The sequence below is a fragment of the Selenomonas sp. oral taxon 149 str. 67H29BP genome (assembly GCF_000146365.1).
In the GTDB taxonomy this organism is placed as follows: domain Bacteria; phylum Bacillota; class Negativicutes; order Selenomonadales; family Selenomonadaceae; genus Centipeda; species Centipeda felix.
In genome coordinates, this window is the sequence record NZ_GL397087.1 from 448821 (window position 1) to 470434 (window position 21614).

Below are 21614 nucleotides of genomic sequence, written 5' to 3' on the forward strand. Positions count from 1 at the left end.
AAGGAAAGGAAGCACTGACCACGATCCCGTCAGCGGTTCCGATAAGCCAAAATGGTGCGGATGAAGGGGGTCGAACCCATACGCCTTGCGGCACTGGATCCTAAGTCCAGCGCGTCTGCCAGTTCCGCCACATCCGCATAGAAATCATTCTATCATGCACGCGCCATACTGTCAATCCGCGCTCCCCGCCACGAGAGAACGGTTTCCCGCATCTCCGCCGTATGCAGCACGCCCTCCGCGAATCCGCGCCGTACCAGTTCCGTAGGGAGATACTCATCGTATTTGTCAAACACAGGCACCTCATCCGGATAGAGGAGCTCCATCGACGTAAAGTCTGCCGCAGCCTCCTCCGCGAGAATGCGGAAAAAATCGGCAGGAGACGCCTTCATCGTAAACTGCATAAAATACGGCCGCATGGATTCCAGCCCACGCAGGCCAAGCCGCGCGGCACAACGGATTCGCAGAAATCGCTCCAACGCGAGGAAGGCATAGCTGCCGAGCCACGGCAGGAGTGCATACATCGCTCCGCCCAACGGTATGAGTACATCCCGTGCCGCCCCTGAATGCTGTGCCGCCCTCCGCGCCCCCATGAGACGCGCTGCGGCATTTTTCAGCAGATACGGAGGGAGAAGATCCTCGGCGAGCACCTGCCGCATCCGATGCAGGATATGCGTATGGATGTCCCCGGGACACTCGCCGAAATACGCGGGCACATTCCCCTTGACCATTTCACAGTAGACGTGATGCCGCTTGCGGTCCACCTCCAGTACACGCCATACATGTCCCGCGATGGCAATTTTCTCACCGACCGGCGGCGGTGTGACAATCGTTCCGATCTCTTGGGACTCACAGCGAACCGTGTACTCCTCGTTTTCCTGAAAGACACCGTAAAAGCGATAGGACTGCACGACGCGCTCCCCTGCCAGCCCGACGATCAGTCCGCCGCGCTCCGTCCGCTGGATATGTTCCTCCTGCAGGAGATGGCGCAGGAGCGTGCGATAGTCCTCCTGCGTCACGCGCGTGAAAACAGGCAGTGTGAGCACCCGTTCCGCCAGTGCGCGCGGAGAGAGCTCTCCACAGGAGGCGAGTGTGCTCATCGTCTGATGATAGAGGAGGCTGAACGGGAGACGATGAAGGCGCGGCGGTTCCACCCAACGCTCCTCAAGATAGAGCTGGATCAGGGCAATGCCCTGCAGGAGTTTCCACGGGATCGTCGCAGGCAGGAGAGCCCGTGCGTCGGGAACATCCTCGCGCACGACAAAGTGCATCTCCTGCGGCTGCCCGCGCCGCCCCGTTCGCCCCATGCGCTGGAGGAAGGACGACACCGTCCACGGCGCATCGATCTGAAACGCGCGCTCAAGTCTGCCGATGTCGATGCCGAGCTCAAGCGTCGCCGTCGTGCACGTCGTGAGACAGCTCTCCTCATCCTTCATACGCGCCTCTGCCGTCTCACGAAAGGTGGCCGAGAGATTGCCGTGGTGGATGAGGAACCGATCCGGCTCATGCCTGCGCTCGCAATATGAGCGCAGGGTATTCGTCACGGCCTCGCACTCCTCGCGCGAATTGACAAAAACGAGACATTTTTTCCCGCGTGTATGCTCAAAAATATAGGCAATCCCCGGATCCGCCCCCTCCGGTGCCATATCGGTCGGTACATCCGGCACGGTGGGCAGATCAATATCCGTACGTCCTTCTCCCGCCTGTGTGTCCTGTACGTAGAAATGCTCCATGGAAAGCCGCCAGCGACTCCCCTTCGCCGCGATCTCCGGCACCAGTGTCCCGCGCCCCGTCCCTGCCGCAAGCAGCGCCCCCGTCTCTGCGGGCGTGCCGATGGTTGCCGACAGCCCGATGCGGCGCGGCTGCACACCGGCGATACGCGAAAGACGTTCGATCAGGCAGAGCGTCTGCCCGCCGCGATCCCCGCGCAGGAGAGAATGCACCTCGTCGATCACGACGAAGCGCAGATCGCCGAAGAGCTTCGGAATCGCCGCATGCCGATGCAGGAGGAGCGCCTCAAGTGACTCGGGCGTGATCTGCAGAATGCCCGACGGATGCTTCATCAGCCGCGCCTTGTGCGTCTGGCCGACATCGCCGTGCCAATGCCGCACGGGAATGCCCGCCGCCGCGCAGAGCGGCGTCAGCCGCTCAAATTGGTCATTGATGAGCGCCTTCAACGGGCCGATGTAGATGCAGCCGACGGAGCTGGGAGGGCTCTCCAGCAGCAAGGTGATGATCGGAAAGAACGCCGCCTCCGTTTTCCCCGACGCCGTTGAGGAGGTGAGGAGGACGTGCTCCTCCGACCCAAAGATTGCCTCGCCTGCCGCGACCTGAACCCCGCGCAGACTGCGCCAATCCTGCCCGTAGATGTACTCACGGACACAGGGCGCATAGCGGTCAAACACGTTCATAGATCAAACTCCGCAAACTGCGCGCTGACCTCCGCCCCCTCCACCGCATTGGCGGCATAGGAAAAGTTCTCTGACAGGAGCAGATCTGCCATCTTGAGCGTCGGTGTCTGATAGATGATATCCAGTGCCTGAATGAAGTCACGAATCACTTCACGCGGCGTAATGTGGTCATCTGCGCCGATGCGCCCGAACTCGATGCGGATAAAGTCCGCCAGATCCTCCTGCGTGACGGTCGTCTCGTATCCGTACAGCTCCGCATGGATGCCTGACAGCTTTTCAACCAGCACCAGCATCTCCTCATGTGTCAGGGGCGACAGCTTGATCACGGGCGAGAGCAGATCGCGGTGCTCGCCTGCAAAGCGCCCCTCGGCAAGGCGCGAGCGCAGCGCCTCATAGCTGTATACGCCGCGGCGCGTATCCTCCATGCAGGCAGGCGTGCCGCAGAGAACCATCCCGAGATACTTGGCGCGCCCCTGCATGGCATCGTTGTACATCGTGAGGATCTTCTCATAGTTATACTGGCGCGTAATCGCATGGGGAATCTTGTAGATATTGACCAGCTCATCGATAAAGATGAGCATCCCCGCGTAGCCTGCCTGCCGCAGAAATGCGGCGAACAGCTTCAGATACTCATACCAGTCATCATCTGTGATGATGATATTCACGCCGAGCGCATGACGTGCCTCCGTCTTGGTCGTATACTCCCCGCGAAACCATCGCGCTACCTGTGCACGCAGTGCCTCGTCACCGTCGCGGTAAGCATGATAGTAGAGCGTCAGAAGACGCGTAAAATCAAAGCCGTGGACAAGATCATTCAGACCGTAAATCATCGCAGCGATGCGCCGATCCACTGCCGCCGAGAAGTTCGCACTGTCCGGCGGCGTTTCGTCCGCCGTCTCCTGCTGGATTCGGCTGATCCAGCGGTCGAGGATGAGGGTGAGCGCCCCTCCCTCGGGCGTCGTCTTGGTCGCCATATTGCGGATCAGCTCACGGTAAGTCGCGAGCCCCTGCCCGCGCGTCCCCTGGAGACGGCGCTCCGGGGAGAGATCTGCGTCCACCACGACGAAATTCTTCGCCATCACATAGCTGCGCAGGGTCTGAAGGAGGAAACTCTTGCCGCTCCCATAGCGCCCCATAATAAAACGAAAGGATGCGCCGCCCTCCGCAATCATATCCACATCCGACAGGAGCGCCTCGATCTCACGCCGACGCCCCACCGTGATATAGGGAAGCCCGACACGCGGCACAACGCCCCCCTTGAGCGCATTGATGAGCGTCTGTGCGATGCGGCGCGGAACCTTCCGCGTTTCATTCGATGCCATGACTGTACCGCCCTTCCAATTCATCACGATAGTCCTCCACAACGGCAGGCGGCTCGCCCTCAATCACCGTATCGGAAAAGTCCTCATACAGCTTCTCGTTGATGCTGTCCACGAGCACGGAGAGGATCTGTCCCTCCGCGCGCACCCAGTCAAGCGTCCCACCAGTGAGGAGTGCACAGAGGAGACGCTTCTCCGCCTGTGTCAGGCCATAATCGACGGACGACGAGGACGGTGTATACTGCTGCTGCGGATTCGTATATGGCGCTGCCGCTGCATCCTGCGCTGCAGGGGGTTGCGGAGAATGCTCCTGCATAAGAGGTGATATGTTCTCCCCTGCGACGGGGAGCAATTCATCATCCTCATCCACAATCAGGCGCTCCTCGGTGACAGCAGCATCGGCGCGGATGCGGTCAAGCTGACTGAAATCCAAATGAACGCGGCGTGCCTCGATCTCACGCTGCGCCGCGAAAAATTCTGCTGTCTCCTCATGGATGATCTTCCACTGCCATTTGAGAAGCTGCGGCAGACGAATCTCCGTGAGCCCATAGTACTCGCGCAGCTGCGTATCCACCCCGCGCAGGAGCCCACCGATACGCTGCGCCGCACCATCCGCACGCTCATAAGAATGCAGCTGCCATGCGCCGCCTGCGCACTCATACTGCCGCAGAGGATGCACGGCATAGATGCGGTCCTCCTCCGCGCGCGGCGGATGAAATACGGCCGACGCAAAGAGATCCACCGACCTCGTACAGGAATGTGCGATACAGTCCGAGAAAAAATCGCAAATGCGGTGTTTCTCGTAGTATTCTTTGACACGTGCAAGGACGCGGAGAACAATGGCATCCGCTTCCGCCGTATGTGCACGATAAAGTTTGGAGCGCTCCAAACGATACGAGGAAAGCGTACACACTGCCGCCATGATCTCCTCTGCCGTATGCTCCTCTTGATGCAGCATCACATAGACAGCATCATCCTGTCTGCGCTCCTGCACCGCCCTGTCATGCTCCTCCAACAGCGCAGGACTGAGCCCATAGTAGATGATGAGCGCACGCTCCCAATCCTTGAGGTAGCGCAGAATCTGCGGATCAAGAGCACCATAGCGCTGCCCGAAGGAATGCAGTTTCTCATAGGCGTCCATCGGCGATGTGCAGCCAACGAGGGCCAAAAGCTCATAGACGTAGAGTGCCGCGTAGGACATCCCCCGCCGCTCCACCGTCCCGCGCCGCACCTTCGTCCGCCATGTAAAATACCCACGCAGCTCTGGATCGGTGAGCGAATCATACGTCGGGAAATACTGATTGACCGTCCCCCGATAGTCATAGTCGTCCTCGTAGTTCGCCATGAGACGTGCCTGCTTGAGAAAGAGCTCGGAACGGGACTGCCAGAAGTTCGTCGAGGTTTTGACGAGAGAGCGCATGGCACGGAGCAGTTTCGGTGTTTTCTCCGCCGGCGGCTGCGGCGGGATTGCCTCATCGCCATAGAGATTCCCCCCTGTATGCCTGCCGTCTGCAGGCCTCCACTCCCATACCATATTGCTCCCTCCTCCCGTTCATGCGTTCGATTCTATCCTTTTATTGTACTACGAATTAACGAAAAGGCAAGAATTGCACACAAAGAAAATACGCCTCCCGCCGGGCAGCGGAAGACGCTTTTCGATAGAGAGAAAGAAATGTAGGGAATGTATGTGAACCCTGCGGAAGGGAAGACCGCAGGAGATTCACCGGAATCGGTCGTAAGCGTTTGGTTCAGCATGCTCTGCGTCGCTCTCTCGCTTACATTGATTACTATAACGGAGCGATTTTAAAACGCCTTGTGAAGCGCGTTAGGTTTTAATTAAGAACTATCGTTTGCCTATTGTTTTACGCGCTGGGATCGGGATTTCGCGTCAAATCGCGATCAAAAATCAATGCTAATTCAGCTGTGCCGAATTTATCCGTGCATCTCTAGCTCAGCAGGAGGCTGTCACTCGCCAGCTCGCTGCCCGCCGCCTGTTCAAACATGGAGAGCAGGTCGCGCGTGGTCAGCCCCTCCTTTTTCTCCTGCGGCACATCGAAGAGAATGCGTCCCTCGTGCAGCATGATGAGGCGGTTGCCATAGCGCAGGGCATCCTTCATATTGTGCGTAATCATCAGTGTCGTCAGCTGATCCTCCGCGACGATCTGCTGCGTCAGTTCCAGCACCTTCGCCGCCGTCTTCGGATCAAGGGCTGCCGTATGCTCATCGAGGAGGAGCAAATTCGGCTTGACGAGCGTCGCCATGAGAAGTGTCAGTGCCTGCCGCTGTCCGCCCGAGAGAAGCCCGACACGCGAGGAAAGGCGATCCTCCAGACCAAGTTTCAGGCGTGCGAGCTTCTCACGGAACACATCGCGCATCTCACTCGTCGAGCCCCATTTGAGCGTCGGCGTCTGCCCGCGCCGCGCCGCGATGGCGAGATTTTCCTCGATCATCATGCGTGCCGCCGTCCCCATCATCGGGTCTTGGAAAACGCGTCCGATGAACTTTGCACGGCGGTGCTCCGGCCACTTCGTAATGTCCTCGCCCGCAATGTAGATCTTCCCCGCATCGACCGAAATCGCCCCCGCGATAGCATTCATCAGCGTGGACTTGCCCGCACCGTTGCCGCCGATCACGGTGACGAAATCACCGGGGCGAAGGTGAAGGCTGATGCCCGAGAGCGCCTTTTTCTCCGTAATCGTCCCGGGGTTAAATGTTTTCTTAATATCCTCGATCTGCAGCATCACTCTGCCCCCTTCCGCATTGCATGGTACTTCTCCTGAATGAGCGGGAGCGAGAGCGCAATCGCCACGAGGATCGCCGTAAAGAGCTTGAGGTCATTCGGCTGCATACCGAGCTGGAGCACGATCGCGATGACGGCGCGATAGACGACCGAGCCGAGCACCACGGAGATCAGCCAGTTCTTAAAGCTGCGCGTGCCAAAGAGCACCTCGCCGATGATGACGGAGGCAAGTCCGATGACGATCGTCCCCGTCCCCATGCCGACATCGGCGAAGCCGTTGCTCTGCGCGACAAGGGCGCCGCAGACCGCGACCATCCCATTCGAGAGGAGCAGACCAAGAACGATCATCACATCCGTGTTCACGCCATTTGCGCGGATCATGTGCGGGTTCGCGCCCGTCGCGCGAATCGCCGTCCCGAGCTCCGTGCCGAAGAACCAGTACGTCAGCAGGATGGCAAGAACAACAACGACCGTCCCGATGAGGAGAATATTGGTCGAGGCATCCAGCCCCCAGATGTTCCACTGGGTAAACAGCGTCTCACGCTGCAGGAGCGGCAGATTCGCCTTTCCCATGACGTGCAGATTGATGGAGTACAGCCCGATCATCGTCAAAATACCGGCGAGCAGCGCGGGAATCTTGAGTTTCGTGCAGAAAAATCCCGTCACGATTCCGGAAACGCACCCTGCCATGCAGGCGGCAAAGATCGCCGTGATCGGCGCATAGCCCGCCATCAGCATCGAGGCGGCGACTGCCGCACCGAGAGGGAAGCTGCCCTCCACGGTCAGGTCGGCAATATCCAGTACGCGATAAGTCAGATAGACGCCAAGCGCATAGAGTCCCCAAAGGACACCCTGCGCAGCCGTCGCTACAACGAGATCCATAATGTCACTCCCAAACTCCGTAAAAAGAAGCTGTTGCACGAAGGTATTCACCTCGTATAACAGCCCTTTCTTGTGCCCCTTCCACCGCTTCGCGGTCCCCCTTCCCCGTCATACGGGGAAGGCTTTACGACCTTTCTAAGGAATCACTGATAAAATGAGGTCTGCCAGATTGGCGTAGATTTTTTTGTCCGAACGAGGTGGAAAACCGGACGCAGAGTGGTGCTCTGTGGAGGATTTTCCGCCGAAGTGCGGGCAAAAAAGATGCGTCAAGATGGTTGTACCGAATTTATCAGTGCTTCCCTAAATTGCTTCCCCCGTTTACGGGGGAAGTGGCGAGCATGGCGAGCCGATGGGGGGATGCAATAGTTCCTCTTTGTGTCGATTGCTTGTTACTCGACGATGGTCGCACCGTTTAGCACATCCGCAGGAATCGTCAGCCCGATCTTCTCTGCATTCTTCTTGTTGATGACCACTGTGAGGTCATGCGCCGTCTCGATCGGCATCGTGGCTGGCTTCTTTCCTTCAAAGATGTCCGCCGCCATATTGCCCGTCTGTACGCCGAGCTTGTAGTAGTCGATACCCTTTGTCGCAAGCGCACCTGCCGCAACACCGCCGACATAGCCGCAGATCACACCTTTGCCCGCAGGATCCGTAATGCTCGTGAGCGTCGGAATCGCCGATGCGATCACGTTATCCGTCGGCTCATAGAACACATCTACGTCGTTCACCATGCTCTGTGCTGCCTGCTGGATGTCGTTGACCGTCGAGATCGTCGCCGTACGCACCGTCAGTCCCTTGGACTGTGCATACTCCGTCATGGCCTTGACCTGAATCTCCGAGTTGATCTCACTCGATGAGTAGATCGTGCCGATGGTCTTGGCATTCGGATAGAGCTGCATCAGGAGGTCAATCTGCTCAGCGATGGGCGCGAGATCGCTCGTCCCCGTCACGTTGCCGCCCGGAGCATCATTCGATGCGACGACCTTCGCACTCACGTAGTCCGTCACAGCCGTACCGACGATGGGGATATCCTTCGTCGCATTCGCGGCAGACTGTACTGCCGGTGTCGCAATCGCGCAGATCAGGTCAACCTTATCGCTGATAAAGCGCTGAACGATATTCTGGAGGTTGGACTGATCCGCCTGCGCATTCTGGCGGTCAATCGTGAGGTTCTTCCCCTCCTCATAGCCGCGTTCCTTCAGCCCGTCAACAAACCCGCGGTTTGCGTCGTCAAGCGAGCTGTGCTCCACAAGCTGAACAATCCCGACCTTGTAGGTCTTTTCCCCCTGCTGCGTCTGCTGTCCGCAGCCCGCCGCCACAAGTCCGAGTGCCGTCAGTCCAAGCGCGGCACATTTCATCCAATTATTCATCCGCATCAACGTCCCATCATCATCCATTCATCAGTCCACCAGTGTTGCATCCTTCAGAACCTCCTCTGGAATCGTCAGCCCGAGCCGCTCTGCGTTGCCCTTGCTGACCACCAGCGTCAAGTCACGTGCCGTCTCAATCGGCATATCTGCGGGCTTGGCCTTGCCGTCGAGAATGTCGGCCGCCATATCGCCTGTCTGGACACCGAGCTTGTAGTAGTCGATGCCGTAGGTCGCGAGACAGCCGCCCGTGACCATGTACGGCTCGGCGCAGATAACTGCCTTGCCCGCCGCATCCGTAACGCTGACGAGCGTCGGGATCGAGGAGGAAATCACATTGTCCGTCGGCTCATAGAATACATCGACATCCCCGACCAGACTCTGTGCCGCCTGCGGGATGTCATTGACCGTCGATACCGTCGCAGCGCGTACCGTCAGCCCCTTCGACTCCGCGTACTCCTTCATCGCCTTGATCTGCGTCTCAGAGTTGATCTCGCTCGAGGAGTACACCGTCCCGATGACCTTTGCATTCGGGTAGAGCTGCATGAGGAGGTCGATCTGCTTCTTGATCGGATTCAGATCGCTCGTGCCCGTCACATTTCCGCCCGGCTTCTCATTCGACTGGACGAGCTTTGCGCTCACATAGTCCGTGATCGCCGTCCCGACGATGGGGATATCCTTCGTCACATTTGCTACCGATTGTGCCGCGGGCGTTGCAATCGCGCAGATCAGATCGACCTTGTCGCTGACAAAACGCTGTGCAATGTTCTGGAGATTGGACTGATCCGCCTGTGCATTCTGGCGGTCGATCGTGAGGTTCTTCCCCTCCTCGTAGCCGCGCGCCTTCAGGCCATCGACAAAGCCACGGTTCGCCGCATCGAGCGCATTGTGCTCCACCAGCTGAACGACACCGATCTTATAGGTCTTCTCTCCACTCGCCTGCTGACTTTTCCCACAGCCTGCGAGAGTCAGAAGCCCGAGGGCGGCGACGCCAAGAGCAACTGCCTTCATTGCCGTTTTCATCCGCATCGAATCTCCACCTTTTCTTTCCTATCAAATTTTGAATCTTTTTCATTATACATGGACAACAAGAAAAAAGCTAGTGGGATAGCGTCAAATGATGCGCTAATCTATCGAATCTATTGCTATCGCACGGAAGATGCGCTGCCCTCTGTCCTTGACAACGCGCTCCAGGCCTACTAGAATACGACGTATCGCAATTCAGAGTGAAATAGAGGACAAAGGCCGAAGTCCTAGGGGCATCGGCTTTTCTTAATGGAGCGTGTATATATGGAGAAAAAATGCAGACGATGTGCATGGGTCAATCCAGAGGATCCCATCTATATCAAGTACCATGACGAGGAGTGGGGCGTCCCGCTCCACGACGATCACGCACTCTATGAGCTCTTCCTCTTGGAGACATTTCAGGCGGGGCTCTCGTGGGCGACGATCCTGCACAAGCGCGAGAATTTCCGCCGTGCCTACGAGGGATTTCTCCCGGAGCGCGTCGCCGCATTCGACGCAGGAAAGATAGATGCACTCATGCAGGATGCGGGCATCGTCCGCAACCGCCGCAAGATCGAGGCGAGCATCACGAACAGCCGCGTCTTTCTCGACATCGTTCGTGAATACGGCTCGTTCGACGCCTATATCTGGGGCTTCACCGAGGGGAAGTCCATCCGCGAGAGCTGGGAGCTCCGCACAACATCCCCCCTCTCCGATCGCATCACAAAGGATTTGAAGCGGCGCGGGATGAAATTTGTCGGCTCGACGTCGATCTACTCGACACTGCAGGCCATCGGTGTGCTCGCCGCACACGCAGAGGACTGTGACTGGAGGCAGCCATGAAAGAAATGACAAATGTTCCGCTCGCTGCCCTGCGGGCCGCCTTTCCCTACACCATCCCCATCCTCGCAATTTTTTTCCTCGGGATTGCCTATGGCATCTACATGAATGCATTGGGCTTCTCCTTCCTCTACCCGATGGCAATGAGTGCGATCATCTTCGGCGGTTCGCTTGAGTTCATTGCCACGGCGCTCCTCCTCGCCCCCTTTGCCCCGCTCGAAACGTTTCTGCTCGCTCTCATGGTGCAGGGGCGGCATATCTTCTACGGCATCTCCATGTTTGAGAAATACCGTGGAACGGGATGGAAAAAACCGTACCTGATCTACGGAATGTGTGACGAGTCATTCTCTATCAACTACACGGCAAAGATCCCGCCGCATATCGACGCAGGCTGGTTCATGTTCTTCGTTACCCTGCTGAACCAGCTCTACTGGGTCACGGGAGCCACGCTCGGCGGACTGATCGGAAGCGCACTGCCCATCAACACATCCGGCATTGAGTTTGCCATGACCGCACTCTTTGTCGTGATCTTCATCGAACAGTGGAAGAACGATCCGCAGCATCTGACGGGCATCCTCGGTATCGCTGCCGCTGCACTCGCGCTCATAATGTTCGGCCGGGATGCGTTCATGCTGCCGACCATGGGAATGCTCCTCCTCGGCTGCCTCATCCTGCGCCCCATCATCGAGAGGAGGGAAACGGCATGAGTTTTACCGAGCAGTGTATCACGATCGGGCTCTGTGCACTCGCGAGCATACTGACGCGCGCGCTCCCCTTTCTCATACTTTCGGAGAAAAAGCCAACGCCGCCGCTCGTTCGCTACCTTGGCAACGTCCTCCCCGCCGCCGTCTTCGGGATGCTCGTCGTTTACTGCCTGAAGGATGTGTCTCTCCTCAGCGGGACGCACGGTATGCCTGAGGGGATTGCCATCGCCGTCACAGCACTCCTGCATTTGAAATTCCGTCAGATGCTTCTCTCCATCGGCGGCGGAACGGCAGTCTATATGCTCCTCGTTCAGTTCATATTTACTACATAAAGATAATAAAGAAAACAAAAAGGCTGCTTCACGAAGCGTGAAACTTCGTGAAGCAGCCTTATCTTTGTGCCCCTTCCACCGCTTGCTGACCTGTCCAAGAAGCAAGCCCATCGGGCGCAGCTGATTAGGAAACAGGTCGTATGCGAAAACGTCCCAAGAACACGAGCGTTAGCGACGTGTGATTGGTTGACGTTGACCGCTCGCGGTCCCCCTTCCCCGTCATACGGGGAAGGCCTTTAAGAATACCGGCACAGCGCGCCGATAGAGGGATATGAAAGAGTCACTTTTTACATATAATCGTCCGCCGTGCGTGTCTTCGCTTTCTTACGGATGCCGAGCATCCGCGAAATGCGGTCGACAATGACGTAGAACACAGGGATGAGGAACACGCCGAGCACCGTCGCACAGAGCATTCCGCCGACGACGGCAACGCCCATGCCGTTGCGTGCCGCTGCGCCCGCACCGGACGCCATACAGAGCGGCAGACAGCCGATGATGAACGCGAACGAGGTCATGAGGATCGGGCGCAGGCGCAGTCCTGCCGCCTGGATGGCCGCCTTCAGCGGATCCATGCCGCGATCTACGCGTACCTTTGCGAACTCGACGATCAGGATGGCGTTCTTCGCGGCAAGACCGATGACCATGATGACACCAATCTGCATGTAGACGCTGTTCTGATAGCCCGGTGCAGGAATGCCGATCGCCCCGAAGATCGCGGCAAGAATGTACTCGGCAAAGAGAGCACCGAAGATGCCCGTCGGCACGGTGAAGAGCACGGCAAACGGCACGCTCCAGCTCTCATAGAGAGCCGCCAGACAGAGGAAGACAAAGAGCAGTGCGAGCGCGAGAATCTGCATCGTCGAGTTCGCCGACTTCTGTTCCTCGCGGCTTTGACCAGACCATGCGATCGAGAAGCCGGAGTTGATGTGATGCTGCACCACCTCGGTGATGGCGTTCATCGCCTGGCCCGAACTGTATCCCGATGCCGCATTCCCCTGTATGTTGATCGAACGTGCGCCGTTAAAGCGGCTGATCTGTGTCGGACCAGTTGTGAGTTTCGGCTTCAGGAGGGTATCGAGCGGTACCATCTCCCCCGCCGAATTGCGGACAAAGATGAACTTCGCCGCCTCCGCCTCCGTACGATACTGTGTCGCGGACTGGAGCACGACCTTATAGGTGCGGCCGAACTGATTGAAGTCGTTGACCTCATAGCCGCCGAAGTTGGTCTGCAGTGCCGTAAACACGTCCGAAAGCTGCACACCAAGGTTTTTGACCTTCTCGCGGTCAATCTCGTACTGATAGCTCGGCGCGTTGATCTTGAACGTGGTACGGACGCCCTGCAGCTCAGGACGCGTCCGCGCCTCAGCGAGGATGGCATTCACGATGTCGTTCAGCTCGGTATCCGAGTGACCGCTCATATCCTGCAGCTGGAGCGACCAGCCGCCGACGTTGCCAAGCCCCGGCAGAGCCGGCGGATTGATGGCGACGACGGTCGCCTCCGGTGCCTCCATCGCCCCCACGCGGAACATCGTTCCGACGGCGGCGGCAACAGACTCGCCCAACCCGGGACGCTGCGACCAATCCTTCATGCCGACAAAGACAACTGCGCCGTTGGAGTTTGCCCCATCGGCGAGAATATCAAAGCCGTTGATCGACATGACGGCATCCTGCCCCTTGATCTCCTTCTGCGCCGCCTGCTGGATCTTGTCCACGACCTTTTGGGTCTGATTCGTGGATGCCCCGGACGGAAGCTGGATGGCGATCATCAGATAGCCCTGATCCTCATCGGGGACAAACGTCGACGGGAGGTTGCGGTAGATGATGGCCGTCAGGCCGCAGACGATGAGCAGGAACACGACGGCCGTGCGCGCCTTGCGGATAAATCTTGAAACGATGCCGAGATAGCCCTTGCGTGTACGGTCAAAGACACGGTTAAACCAAGCAAAGAAGCGGTCGAGTACGCCCTCTGAATTGCTCTCCTTCTTTGGCTTCAGCATCAGTGCACAGAGCGCGGGCGTCAGCGTCAGCGCAACGAAAGCAGAGAGCCCCATCGCGATCGCAATGGTCAGTGCGAACTGCTTATAGAGCACGCCCATCATGCCGCCTAGGAAGGCGACGGGGACAAAGACAGCCGCAAGGACGAAGGCAATCGCCACAACCGGCCCCTGCACCTCCGCCATGGCACGCTCCGTTGCGTCAACAGGCGAGAGGCCGCTCTCCATGTGATGCTCTACGTTCTCAATAACGACGATGGCGTCATCGACGACGAGACCGATGGCGAGCACCATCGCAAAGAGCGTCAGCGTATTGATGGAAAAATCCAAGAGGACGAATGTGCCGAATGTACCGATGAGCGAGACCGGCACGGCGAGCAGCGGGATAATCGTTGCGCGCCAGCTCTGCAGGAAAACGAAGATGACGAGCACGACGAGCAGCAATGCCTCGACGAAAGTGTGAACCACCTCTTTGATGGAGGCATTGATGTAGTCCGTGCTGTCAAAGACGGACTTCATCTTGAGCCCGGGCGGGAACGTCTTCTCCGCCTCCGCAAGCACCTTACGCACCTCGGCGAGGGTAATCATCGCATTCGCGTCCGAGGTGAGCTGGATACCGAAGCCAACAGCAGGATAGCCGTTGAACTTCGCGACGATATTGTTTTGCCGCTGGCCTGTCTCGATGCGTGCCACATCCTTCAGGCGGACGAACGAGCCATCCTTCCCCGAGGCGATGATGACGTTGCCGAACTCCTCCGGCGTCGTGAGTCGTCCCTGTACCTTGCCCGTAAACTGTTTTTCCTGCCCATTCTCTACCGGCATACCGCCGACCGTTCCGGCAGGAGCCTGCACGTTCTGCTCCTTGATCGCCGCCGTGACGTCTGCGACGGTCAGGCCGAGCTCAGCGAGGCGGTCGGGGTTCAGCCAGACGCGCATCGCATAGTCTGCGCCAAAGACCTGCACGTCGCCGACACCGCTGATGCGCTTGATCGCATCGAGGAAGTAGAGCGTCGCGTAGTTCTTCATAAAGGCACGGTCATACCTGCCGTCCTCGGAATATAGCGAAACAAAGTACGCCATCTGCCCCGAGGATTTACGCGTTGTGACACCCGCAGACTGCACCGCAGAGGGCAGGCTGGCGTTGGCACCGGCGGCGTTGTTCTGCACCTTGACCGCGTCCATATCGCCGTCCGTACCGACATCAAAGGTGACAGAGAGGCTGTAGCGTCCGGTATCATCGGAGGTGGAGCTCATGTAGTCCATCCCCTGTGTGCCGTTGATCTGCTCCTCGATGACCTGTGCGACCGTCTCATTGACAACGGCGGCACTCGCGCCCGTATAGGATGCCGACACCGAAACCGTCGGCGGAGAAATCTGCGGATACTGCGCAATCGGCAGAGAAAACCCAGCCAGCGTTCCGACGATAACAATGATCAATGCGATAACGATCGCAAAGATCGGTCGGTGAATGAAAAATTTTGCCAACGGATTTCCTCCTTACTGCGCGGGCGTCGGTGCGCTCGCATTAAAGTCAGAGGAATCTCCCTCAAGCGTGAATCCCATATCGTCCGGCGTCACCATCGTCACCGCGAGATCGCCGCCCTCCTGGAGTGTCGTGAGCCCTTCGACAACGACCGTGTCCGAGGCCTCCAGACCGTCCTTCACGACGTAGTAGCTGCCGATCTTATCCCCGAGGGTGATCGTGCGGGCTTCTGCCTTGTTGTTTGCGCCGACGACCATGACGAAGGATTTGCCAAGGAGCTGCTGCACAGCACGCTCGGGAACGAGGAGTGCATTCGGAATCGTATCGCCGATCAATGTGACACGCGCGAACATCCCCGGCAGGAGGAGTCCGTCGGGATTGTCAAAGAGTGCCTTGACCGTCAGCGTACCCGTCTGTGCCGTCAGTGCGCGGTCAGCCGTGGCGATACGACCGGTGATCGGATACTTCGATCCGTTCGAGAGGGTCAGCTCCACCACGACGGAGCCAATGCCGCCCTGCTGTGCTGCCTGCTCGACAAAGTTCAGGTACTCGTTCTCCGAGAGGCTGAACTGTGCATAGATGGGGTTCGATGCGCCCATCGAGACCAGCGTCGTCGTGCCTGCCGACACGAACGTACCGACAGCGACATCATTGACGGAGAGCTGCCCTGACATCGGCGCGTAGATCGTCGTATCGTCGAGGTTCTCCTGCGCCTGCTGCACCATTGCCTGATGCGCTGCAACCGCAGCCTCATAGGCATTCACCTGTGCCTGCTGGTTGCTCACGGTCTGCTCGGAGATCGCCGCGTTTGCGTAGAGCTGCTGGTAGCGGTCGAGATCCATGCGCGCGTTGGCGAGCGTCGCCTCCGACTGTGCGAGGTTCGCCTTTGCCTGCAGGAGTGCGCTCTCATACTGGCGCGCGTCGATGCGGTAGAGTGGCTGTCCCGCGCGTACAGGCTGGCCGCCGGTGATGTATTTCTCCACGATGTTGCCGGAGACGCGCGACTGGATCTTCACCTCGTCCGTGCCCATGATCTGTCCGGCATAGACGTGCGTCAGCGGCGCGTCCTGCCGCAGGACATTCATCGCCTTGACGGCAGTGGGACGTGCGCCCCCCTGCTTTTCTCCGCCACAGCCCGTGAGCACTAGGCTGAGTGTCAGCGCAGCAGCAGCAAATACGCCAAGTCCTTTCCTCATCTCAAACAAGTGAATAACCTCCTCTTCCCATTTCCCGCAACGAGGTACAAAATGCTTCAGTCCTTCATAGAAGAAGGGCAGGTATCCATCGTCGGAATCCCTGCCATAGTAAGTTTATCTTATCGAAATCCACGGCAAAAGTCAAGATTGATGCATGCTTTCACCGTATTTTTACCGTTTCCTCAAACGTTCCAGCGCTGCCGCCGCAGCGTGCTGCTCTGCCTCTTTCTTGCTGCGTCCTGTCCCCTCACCCAACGGTGCTGTGCCGATGCGGACGCGCATCGTGAAACGCTTGTCGTGATCGGGGCCGCTCTCAGCAACCTGCTCATAGGCGATGGGCTCATGATCATGTCCCTGCACGTATTCCTGCAGCATCGTCTTGTAATCCTGTGCGACGTGTTCCTGCCGCAGATGCGGCAGCTCGTCGGCAAACTGACGCTGCACATAGGCGCGTGCGGCATCCCAGCCACGGTCAAGGTAGACCGCGCCGATCACCGCCTCAAAGACGTTCTCAAGGTTGTTCTGCCGCTCTGCTCCGCCGCCGAGCATCTCGCCGCGCCCCATGCGCAGATGTGCTCCGAGATGCAGCCGGCGCGCCAGCCGTGCGAGCGTCTCGCTCTGCACGAGACTCGCGCGCATCTTCGTCAGCTCCCCCTCCGCACAGTGCGGATAGGCGTCGTAGAGATACGTACTGATCGCGAGCTCGAGAACGGCATCGCCCAGAAACTCCAGCCGCTCGTTATGTGCTGCGTGTCCCCGTGCCTCGTTGGCATAGGAGGGATGGGTCAGCGCCTCGTCGAGGGTGGAGAGATCGGCAAAATCTACGCCGAGGGACGCAGAAAGGCGCACGAGTTCCGCGCACCTTTTTTCCGTTATCGGATATGTCATGATTCTTTCGCGTATTTCTTAACGACGAGGCAGGCGTTGTGTCCGCCGAAGCCAAACGAGTTGGAAATCGCCGCACGCACTGTCTTAGCGCGTGCTTTGTTCGGCACATAGTCCAGATCCAGCCCCTCATCCGGCGTCTCGTAGTTGATCGTCGGCGGGAGCATATCGTTCTCCACCGCAAGAGCACTCGCGATCAGCTCCACACTGCCAGCCGCACCGAGGAGATGTCCCGTCATGGACTTGATCGAGGAGACAGCGACATCCTTCGCCGCCGCGCCCCAGACCGTCTTGATCGCCTCGGTCTCACAGAGATCGTTCATGTGCGTAGACGTGCCATGTGCATTGACATAGTCGACGTCCTCGGGGCGCAGCCCTGCATCATCGAGTGCCAGCTGCATGCACTTTGCCTGATACTCGCCGTGCGGCGCCGGGCTCGTGATATGATAGCCGTCCGAGTTCGAGCCGTAGCCGACAAGCTCTGCGTAGATATGCGCACCGCGCGCCTCGGCGTGTTCGAGTGTCTCGAGCACGACCAGTCCCGCACCCTCGCCCATGACGAACCCCGAGCGGTTCTTGTCAAAGGGACGCGAAGCGTGCGCAGGATCGTCATTGTGATCCGTGCAAAGCGCCTTCATCGCCGCAAAGCCCGCACTCGCCGCCTCAGAGATGCTCGCCTCCGTGCCGCCCGCGATCATGACATCCGCCTCGCCGCGCTGCATGACGCGATAGGCGTCACCGACACAGTTCGCGCCCGTGGCGCACGCCGTCACGATGCAGGACACGGGGCCGTGCAGACCGTAGTTGATCGCAACCTGCCCCGCTGCCATGTTGGCGATCATCATGGGGATGAAAAAGGGGCTGACACGCTCGGGGCCCTTTTCAAAGAGACGCTCATAGGTGCTGTGCATCGTCTCGATGCCGCCGATGCCCGCGCCGACATAGGCGCCGATGCGGTCACGGTTCTCCTTATCGAGATCGAGCCCCGCATCCTTCAATGCCATGCCCGCCGAGACGACGGCAAACTGCGCATAGCGATCCATGCGCTTGGCTTCCTTCTTGTCGATGTAACCGTCAATGGAAAAATCCTTGACCTCGCCGGCAATCTGCGCGGCGTAGCGTGTCGCGTCGAAGCGGGTGATGCGGTCGATGCCGTTCTTTCCTGCGAGAAGCGCATCCCAGAACGCCTCCTTGCCGATGCCGATCGGTGTGATCGGGCCGACCCCCGTAACGACTATCCTCTGTTTCAAACCAACCGACTCCTTTCCGCTAATTCGCTGCTGCGAGCTGCTGTTTCAACTCCTCAAATATCTCATGAACACTCATAATCCGATCAATACGCGGCATAAATTCGCCGGTAAAGACAAGTCCCGTCTCCACGTCGCCCTGCTGTGCACGCGAGAGTGCACGGATGATGCAGAAGTGGTGATCGCACTGCTTGAGGCAGTGGTCACAGACCTTCGGCGGGACGGGTCCTTTCATGATCCGCGCGGAGAACGGAGTGCGCACAGCACGCCCGGGAAGCCCCACGGGACTGTGGATGATGACCACGTCCTCCTGCTTCGTCTTCAGATAGTACTCTTTCAGCGACGGTGCCGCATTGGACTCGACGCTCGCAGCAAAGCGCGAGCCGAGCTGCACGCCGTCCGCACCCATCTTGTGCAGATCGGCAATATCCTGTCCCGTCAGAATGCCGCCGGCAGCGAACACGGGGATCTTCACAGCGGCGCGGACATCGGAGATGATGCTGCGCACCGACTGATCCGTACCGAGATGCCCGCCTGCCTCCTTGCCCTCGACCACGACGGCAGCCGCACCGAGTTTTTCGGATATCTTCGCCAGTTTGGCCGAGGAGACAATCGGCACGATCGGCGTCCCCGATTCCTTGCCATACTGGAACATATCACGGGAGAATCCAGCGCCTGCGACGACAAGATCAATGCCCTCGTCGATGGCAATTTTAACGGCATCAGCAAAGTCTTTTGCCGCGACCATCTCGTTGATGCCGATGATCCCATGGGGAGAAAGTGAGCGTGCGAGCCGGATCTCATAGCGCAGCTCCTTCGGCTTCATGCCGGATGCTGCGATGAGCCCGATCCCTCCCTCGTTTGCAGCGGCAGCAGCGAGACGCGCTGTCGTGATGCGAATCGCCATGCCGCCCTGAATGATGGGGATCGTGGCAACCTTCTTGCCGATCCTCACCTCGGGTAGTCTCATATAAGCCCTCCAATCGGGAAAGTGCACTGCCTCCGGCAGGTCTCTCCGTAGAAGTTTCGGCTCCCCCTCCACCCATTGCTGTTCGTTTGTACCGCCGGATGGAAGGCGGATCTATTCATGCAGGGCACACAGAAGCCCTGGTTTTATACATAATTAATTCCGCCTTTTGAGAAAAATCCCGTGCGCCTCAGCTGTCACGGGATTTCCCAAAAAGACCGATATGGTGCAGTGCCGCAGCGCGGCCGCAGTCCATTACTTGTGCTGGTCGATGTAATTGACGACATCCTGAACCGTCTTGATCTTCTCAGCAGCCTCATCAGGGATCTCGACGTTAAACTCTTCCTCAAATGCCATGATGAGCTCAACGATGTCGAGGGAATCAGCACCAAGATCGTCAATGAACGTCGACTCCAAGGTGACCTCATCAGCCTCCGAGCCAAGCTGCTCAACGACAATGTCGCGAACCTTGTCAAACGTTGCCATGTGTTCTCACCTCCTTTAAATAGGATGTTATATGCTACATCACCATGCCGCCGTCTACGTTGAGTACCTGGCCGGTAATATACGACGCCGCATCGCTTACAAGGAAGAGAACGGCATCGGCAACATGCTCCGGTTTGCCGAGTGCTCCGAGGGGGATGCCCTCGATGAGCTTCTCGCGGATGCTGTCCTTCAGGACAGCCGTCATATCGGTGTCGATGAAGCCGGGCGCAACGACGTTGACCGTCACATGCCGCGCGGCGAGCTCCTTTGCCGCCGCCTTGGAAAAGCCGATCACGCCCGCCTTTGCAGCAGCGTAGTTCGTCTGTCCAATATTTCCGATCTCACCGACAACGGAGGAGAGATTCACAATACGTCCGCTGCGCTGCTTCGTCATGAACTTGGCAGCGGCCTTCGTGCAGGCGTAAATTCCCTTGAGATTCGTATTGATGACAGCATCGAAATCCTCATCCTTCATACGGACAAGGAGCGTATCGCGCGTGATGCCCGCGTTGTTGACGAGAATATCCAGCCCGCCGAGCTCCTCATGCACGCGTGCGACCATCTCGGCCGCCGCCGCACTGTCGGAGACATCGGTCTGAACGATCATCGCCGTACCGCCGTGCTGCTCGATGATCGCCTTGACCTCCTCGGCAGCCGTCTGATTGCCGGCATAGTTGATCGCGACTTTCGCCCCCTCTTCGGCAAGACGTAGTGCAATCGCACGTCCAATCCCGCGGGATCCGCCCGTAACAAGAGCAATTTCCCCATCAAGAAGCATGAAAGCCCTCCTTCATCATAACGAATTTATTTAATCATTACTTGTTAAGTGTGTCAAGTGTTTTTTGCAGAGATGCTTCGTCCTCGACGTTCATGCTCGTCAGCGTCTTGTCGATGCGCTTGTTGAAGCCTGCGAGCGTCTTGCCCGGTCCGCACTCGATGTACGTATCCGCACCGAAGTCACGCATCGTCGCAACACATGCGATCCAGCGCACGGGATGATCCGCCTGCGCGACGAGGTTCTCCTTGATCTCCGCTGCCGTCTGCTGCAGTCCGCCCGTATAGTTCGAGACGACGGGGAACGCTGCGTCATGGAGCGCCACCTTGTTGAGCTCTGCGGCGAGCTTCTTTGCCGCCGGTGCCATGAGCGTCGAATGGAACGGTGCGGAGACGGGGAGAATGACCGCCTTCTTTGCGCCCTTCTCCTTGAGCAGTTCGACCGCAGCAGAGACGCCCTTTTCGGCACCGGCGATGACCGTCTGCCCGGGGCAGTTGAAGTTGACGGCCTGTACCGCTCCCTGTGCACTTGCTGCGGCACAGGCGTCGATGATCGTCGCGTCGTCCAGACCGATGATCGCCGCCATCGCGCCCTCGCCCACGGGCACAGCCTCCTGCATATAGGCACCGCGCTTGTGCACGAGCACGACGGCGTCACGGAAGGAGAGCGCACCCGCGAGAACGAGCGCTGCATACTCACCGAGGCTGTGTCCGCCCGCGATCGCCGGGGAAACGCCGCGTTCCTGCAGCAGCTGCGCCGCAATCACGGAGACGGTGAGGATGGCCGGCTGGGTATTCTCGGTCAGCTGGAGCTGATCCGCAGGACCCTCAAAGCAGAGCTTGCTGATGGAGTAGCCGAGGGCCTCATCCGCCTCGGCAAAACGCTCCTTTGCGAGGTCATAGGCATCGTAGAAGTCTCTGCCCATGCCGACGACCTGTGCCCCCTGTCCCGGGAACAAAAATGCAAGTTTTCCCATTCTGGTAC

The 21614-nt window shown here is 58.5% G+C and carries 18 protein-coding genes and 1 tRNA gene; 3 read left to right on the forward strand and 16 right to left on the reverse strand.

Annotated elements, in window-relative coordinates; all coding sequences use genetic code 11:
- Positions 1 to 52: 52 nt before the first annotated feature.
- The 8 genes from HMPREF9166_RS02240 to HMPREF9166_RS02275 form a co-directional block, all read right to left on the reverse strand.
- A tRNA-Leu gene (locus tag HMPREF9166_RS02240) sits at positions 53 to 137 on the reverse strand.
- 15 nt (positions 138 to 152) lie between these two features.
- On the reverse strand, positions 153 to 2408 hold the full coding sequence (locus tag HMPREF9166_RS02245) for a DEAD/DEAH box helicase (RefSeq protein ID WP_009442415.1): 2256 nt from the start codon (positions 2406 to 2408) through the stop codon (positions 153 to 155).
- A complete protein-coding gene (locus tag HMPREF9166_RS02250; protein ID WP_009442416.1) occupies positions 2405 to 3730 on the reverse strand; it encodes an ATP-binding protein in 1326 nt (441 codons plus the stop codon). Before HMPREF9166_RS02250 ends, HMPREF9166_RS02245 begins: the two co-directional genes overlap by 4 nt.
- Positions 3717 to 5261, reverse strand: a complete 1545-nt coding sequence (locus tag HMPREF9166_RS02255; protein ID WP_009442417.1) for a TerB N-terminal domain-containing protein — start codon at positions 5259 to 5261, stop codon at positions 3717 to 3719. The genes HMPREF9166_RS02250 and HMPREF9166_RS02255 overlap by 14 nt, the downstream gene beginning before the upstream one ends.
- A 412-nt stretch (positions 5262 to 5673) precedes the next feature.
- Positions 5674 to 6468, reverse strand: coding sequence for an ABC transporter ATP-binding protein (locus tag HMPREF9166_RS02260; RefSeq protein ID WP_009442419.1), 795 nt, complete (start codon positions 6466 to 6468; stop codon positions 5674 to 5676).
- On the reverse strand, positions 6468 to 7349 hold the full coding sequence (locus HMPREF9166_RS02265) for an ABC transporter permease (RefSeq protein WP_039981537.1): 882 nt from the start codon (positions 7347 to 7349) through the stop codon (positions 6468 to 6470). Before HMPREF9166_RS02265 ends, HMPREF9166_RS02260 begins: the two co-directional genes overlap by 1 nt.
- Before the next feature lie 389 nt (positions 7350 to 7738).
- The gene (locus HMPREF9166_RS02270; protein ID WP_039981539.1) at positions 7739 to 8725 is read right to left on the reverse strand and encodes an ABC transporter substrate-binding protein; all 987 of its coding nucleotides are present in this window, start codon (positions 8723 to 8725) and stop codon (positions 7739 to 7741) included.
- A gap of 24 nt (positions 8726 to 8749) precedes the next feature.
- Entirely contained in the window at positions 8750 to 9745 is a 996-nt protein-coding gene (locus HMPREF9166_RS02275) for an ABC transporter substrate-binding protein (RefSeq protein WP_009442423.1), read from the reverse strand.
- 261 nt (positions 9746 to 10006) lie between these two features.
- On the opposite strand from HMPREF9166_RS02275, the gene HMPREF9166_RS02280 reads away from it, so the two are divergent.
- The 3 genes from HMPREF9166_RS02280 to HMPREF9166_RS02290 are packed head-to-tail and all read left to right on the forward strand — an operon-like array spanning position 10007 to position 11597.
- The gene (locus HMPREF9166_RS02280) at positions 10007 to 10564 is read left to right on the forward strand and encodes a DNA-3-methyladenine glycosylase I (protein WP_139062643.1); all 558 of its coding nucleotides are present in this window, start codon (positions 10007 to 10009) and stop codon (positions 10562 to 10564) included.
- A complete protein-coding gene (locus tag HMPREF9166_RS02285) occupies positions 10561 to 11268 on the forward strand; it encodes an AzlC family ABC transporter permease (RefSeq protein WP_009442426.1) in 708 nt (235 codons plus the stop codon). Before HMPREF9166_RS02280 ends, HMPREF9166_RS02285 begins: the two co-directional genes overlap by 4 nt.
- Positions 11265 to 11597, forward strand: a complete 333-nt coding sequence (locus HMPREF9166_RS02290; RefSeq protein ID WP_009442427.1) for a branched-chain amino acid transporter permease — start codon at positions 11265 to 11267, stop codon at positions 11595 to 11597. The genes HMPREF9166_RS02285 and HMPREF9166_RS02290 overlap by 4 nt, the downstream gene beginning before the upstream one ends.
- 287 nt (positions 11598 to 11884) lie before the next feature.
- Here HMPREF9166_RS02290 and HMPREF9166_RS02295 read toward each other — a convergent pair whose 3' ends face one another.
- From HMPREF9166_RS02295 to fabD, 8 genes are all read right to left on the reverse strand, one after another.
- Complete coding sequence (locus tag HMPREF9166_RS02295; RefSeq protein ID WP_009442428.1) at positions 11885 to 15076, reverse strand: multidrug efflux RND transporter permease subunit; 3192 nt, start codon at positions 15074 to 15076, stop codon at positions 11885 to 11887.
- Between the two features lie 12 nt (positions 15077 to 15088).
- Positions 15089 to 16270 carry an efflux RND transporter periplasmic adaptor subunit gene (locus tag HMPREF9166_RS02300; protein ID WP_371137026.1) on the reverse strand — a complete coding sequence of 394 codons (1182 nt, stop codon included), beginning with the start codon at positions 16268 to 16270 and terminating at the stop codon, positions 15089 to 15091.
- A gap of 171 nt (positions 16271 to 16441) precedes the next feature.
- Complete coding sequence (gene rnc / locus HMPREF9166_RS02305; RefSeq protein ID WP_009442430.1) at positions 16442 to 17158, reverse strand: ribonuclease III; 717 nt, start codon at positions 17156 to 17158, stop codon at positions 16442 to 16444.
- Positions 17155 to 18405 (reverse strand): beta-ketoacyl-ACP synthase II, encoded by a 1251-nt coding sequence (fabF, locus tag HMPREF9166_RS02310; protein ID WP_009442431.1) that lies wholly within the window; start codon positions 18403 to 18405, stop codon positions 17155 to 17157. Before fabF ends, rnc begins: the two co-directional genes overlap by 4 nt.
- Positions 18406 to 18424: 19 nt before the next feature.
- The gene (locus tag HMPREF9166_RS02315) at positions 18425 to 19372 is read right to left on the reverse strand and encodes a nitronate monooxygenase family protein (RefSeq protein ID WP_039980859.1); all 948 of its coding nucleotides are present in this window, start codon (positions 19370 to 19372) and stop codon (positions 18425 to 18427) included.
- A 252-nt stretch (positions 19373 to 19624) separates the two neighbouring features.
- Complete coding sequence (locus tag HMPREF9166_RS02320; RefSeq protein WP_009442433.1) at positions 19625 to 19855, reverse strand: acyl carrier protein; 231 nt, start codon at positions 19853 to 19855, stop codon at positions 19625 to 19627.
- A gap of 34 nt (positions 19856 to 19889) precedes the next feature.
- Positions 19890 to 20633 (reverse strand): 3-oxoacyl-[acyl-carrier-protein] reductase, encoded by a 744-nt coding sequence (gene fabG / locus HMPREF9166_RS02325; protein WP_009442434.1) that lies wholly within the window; start codon positions 20631 to 20633, stop codon positions 19890 to 19892.
- 37 nt (positions 20634 to 20670) lie between these two features.
- On the reverse strand, positions 20671 to 21606 hold the full coding sequence (fabD, locus tag HMPREF9166_RS02330; RefSeq protein ID WP_009442435.1) for an ACP S-malonyltransferase: 936 nt from the start codon (positions 21604 to 21606) through the stop codon (positions 20671 to 20673).
- Positions 21607 to 21614 lie beyond the last annotated feature (8 nt).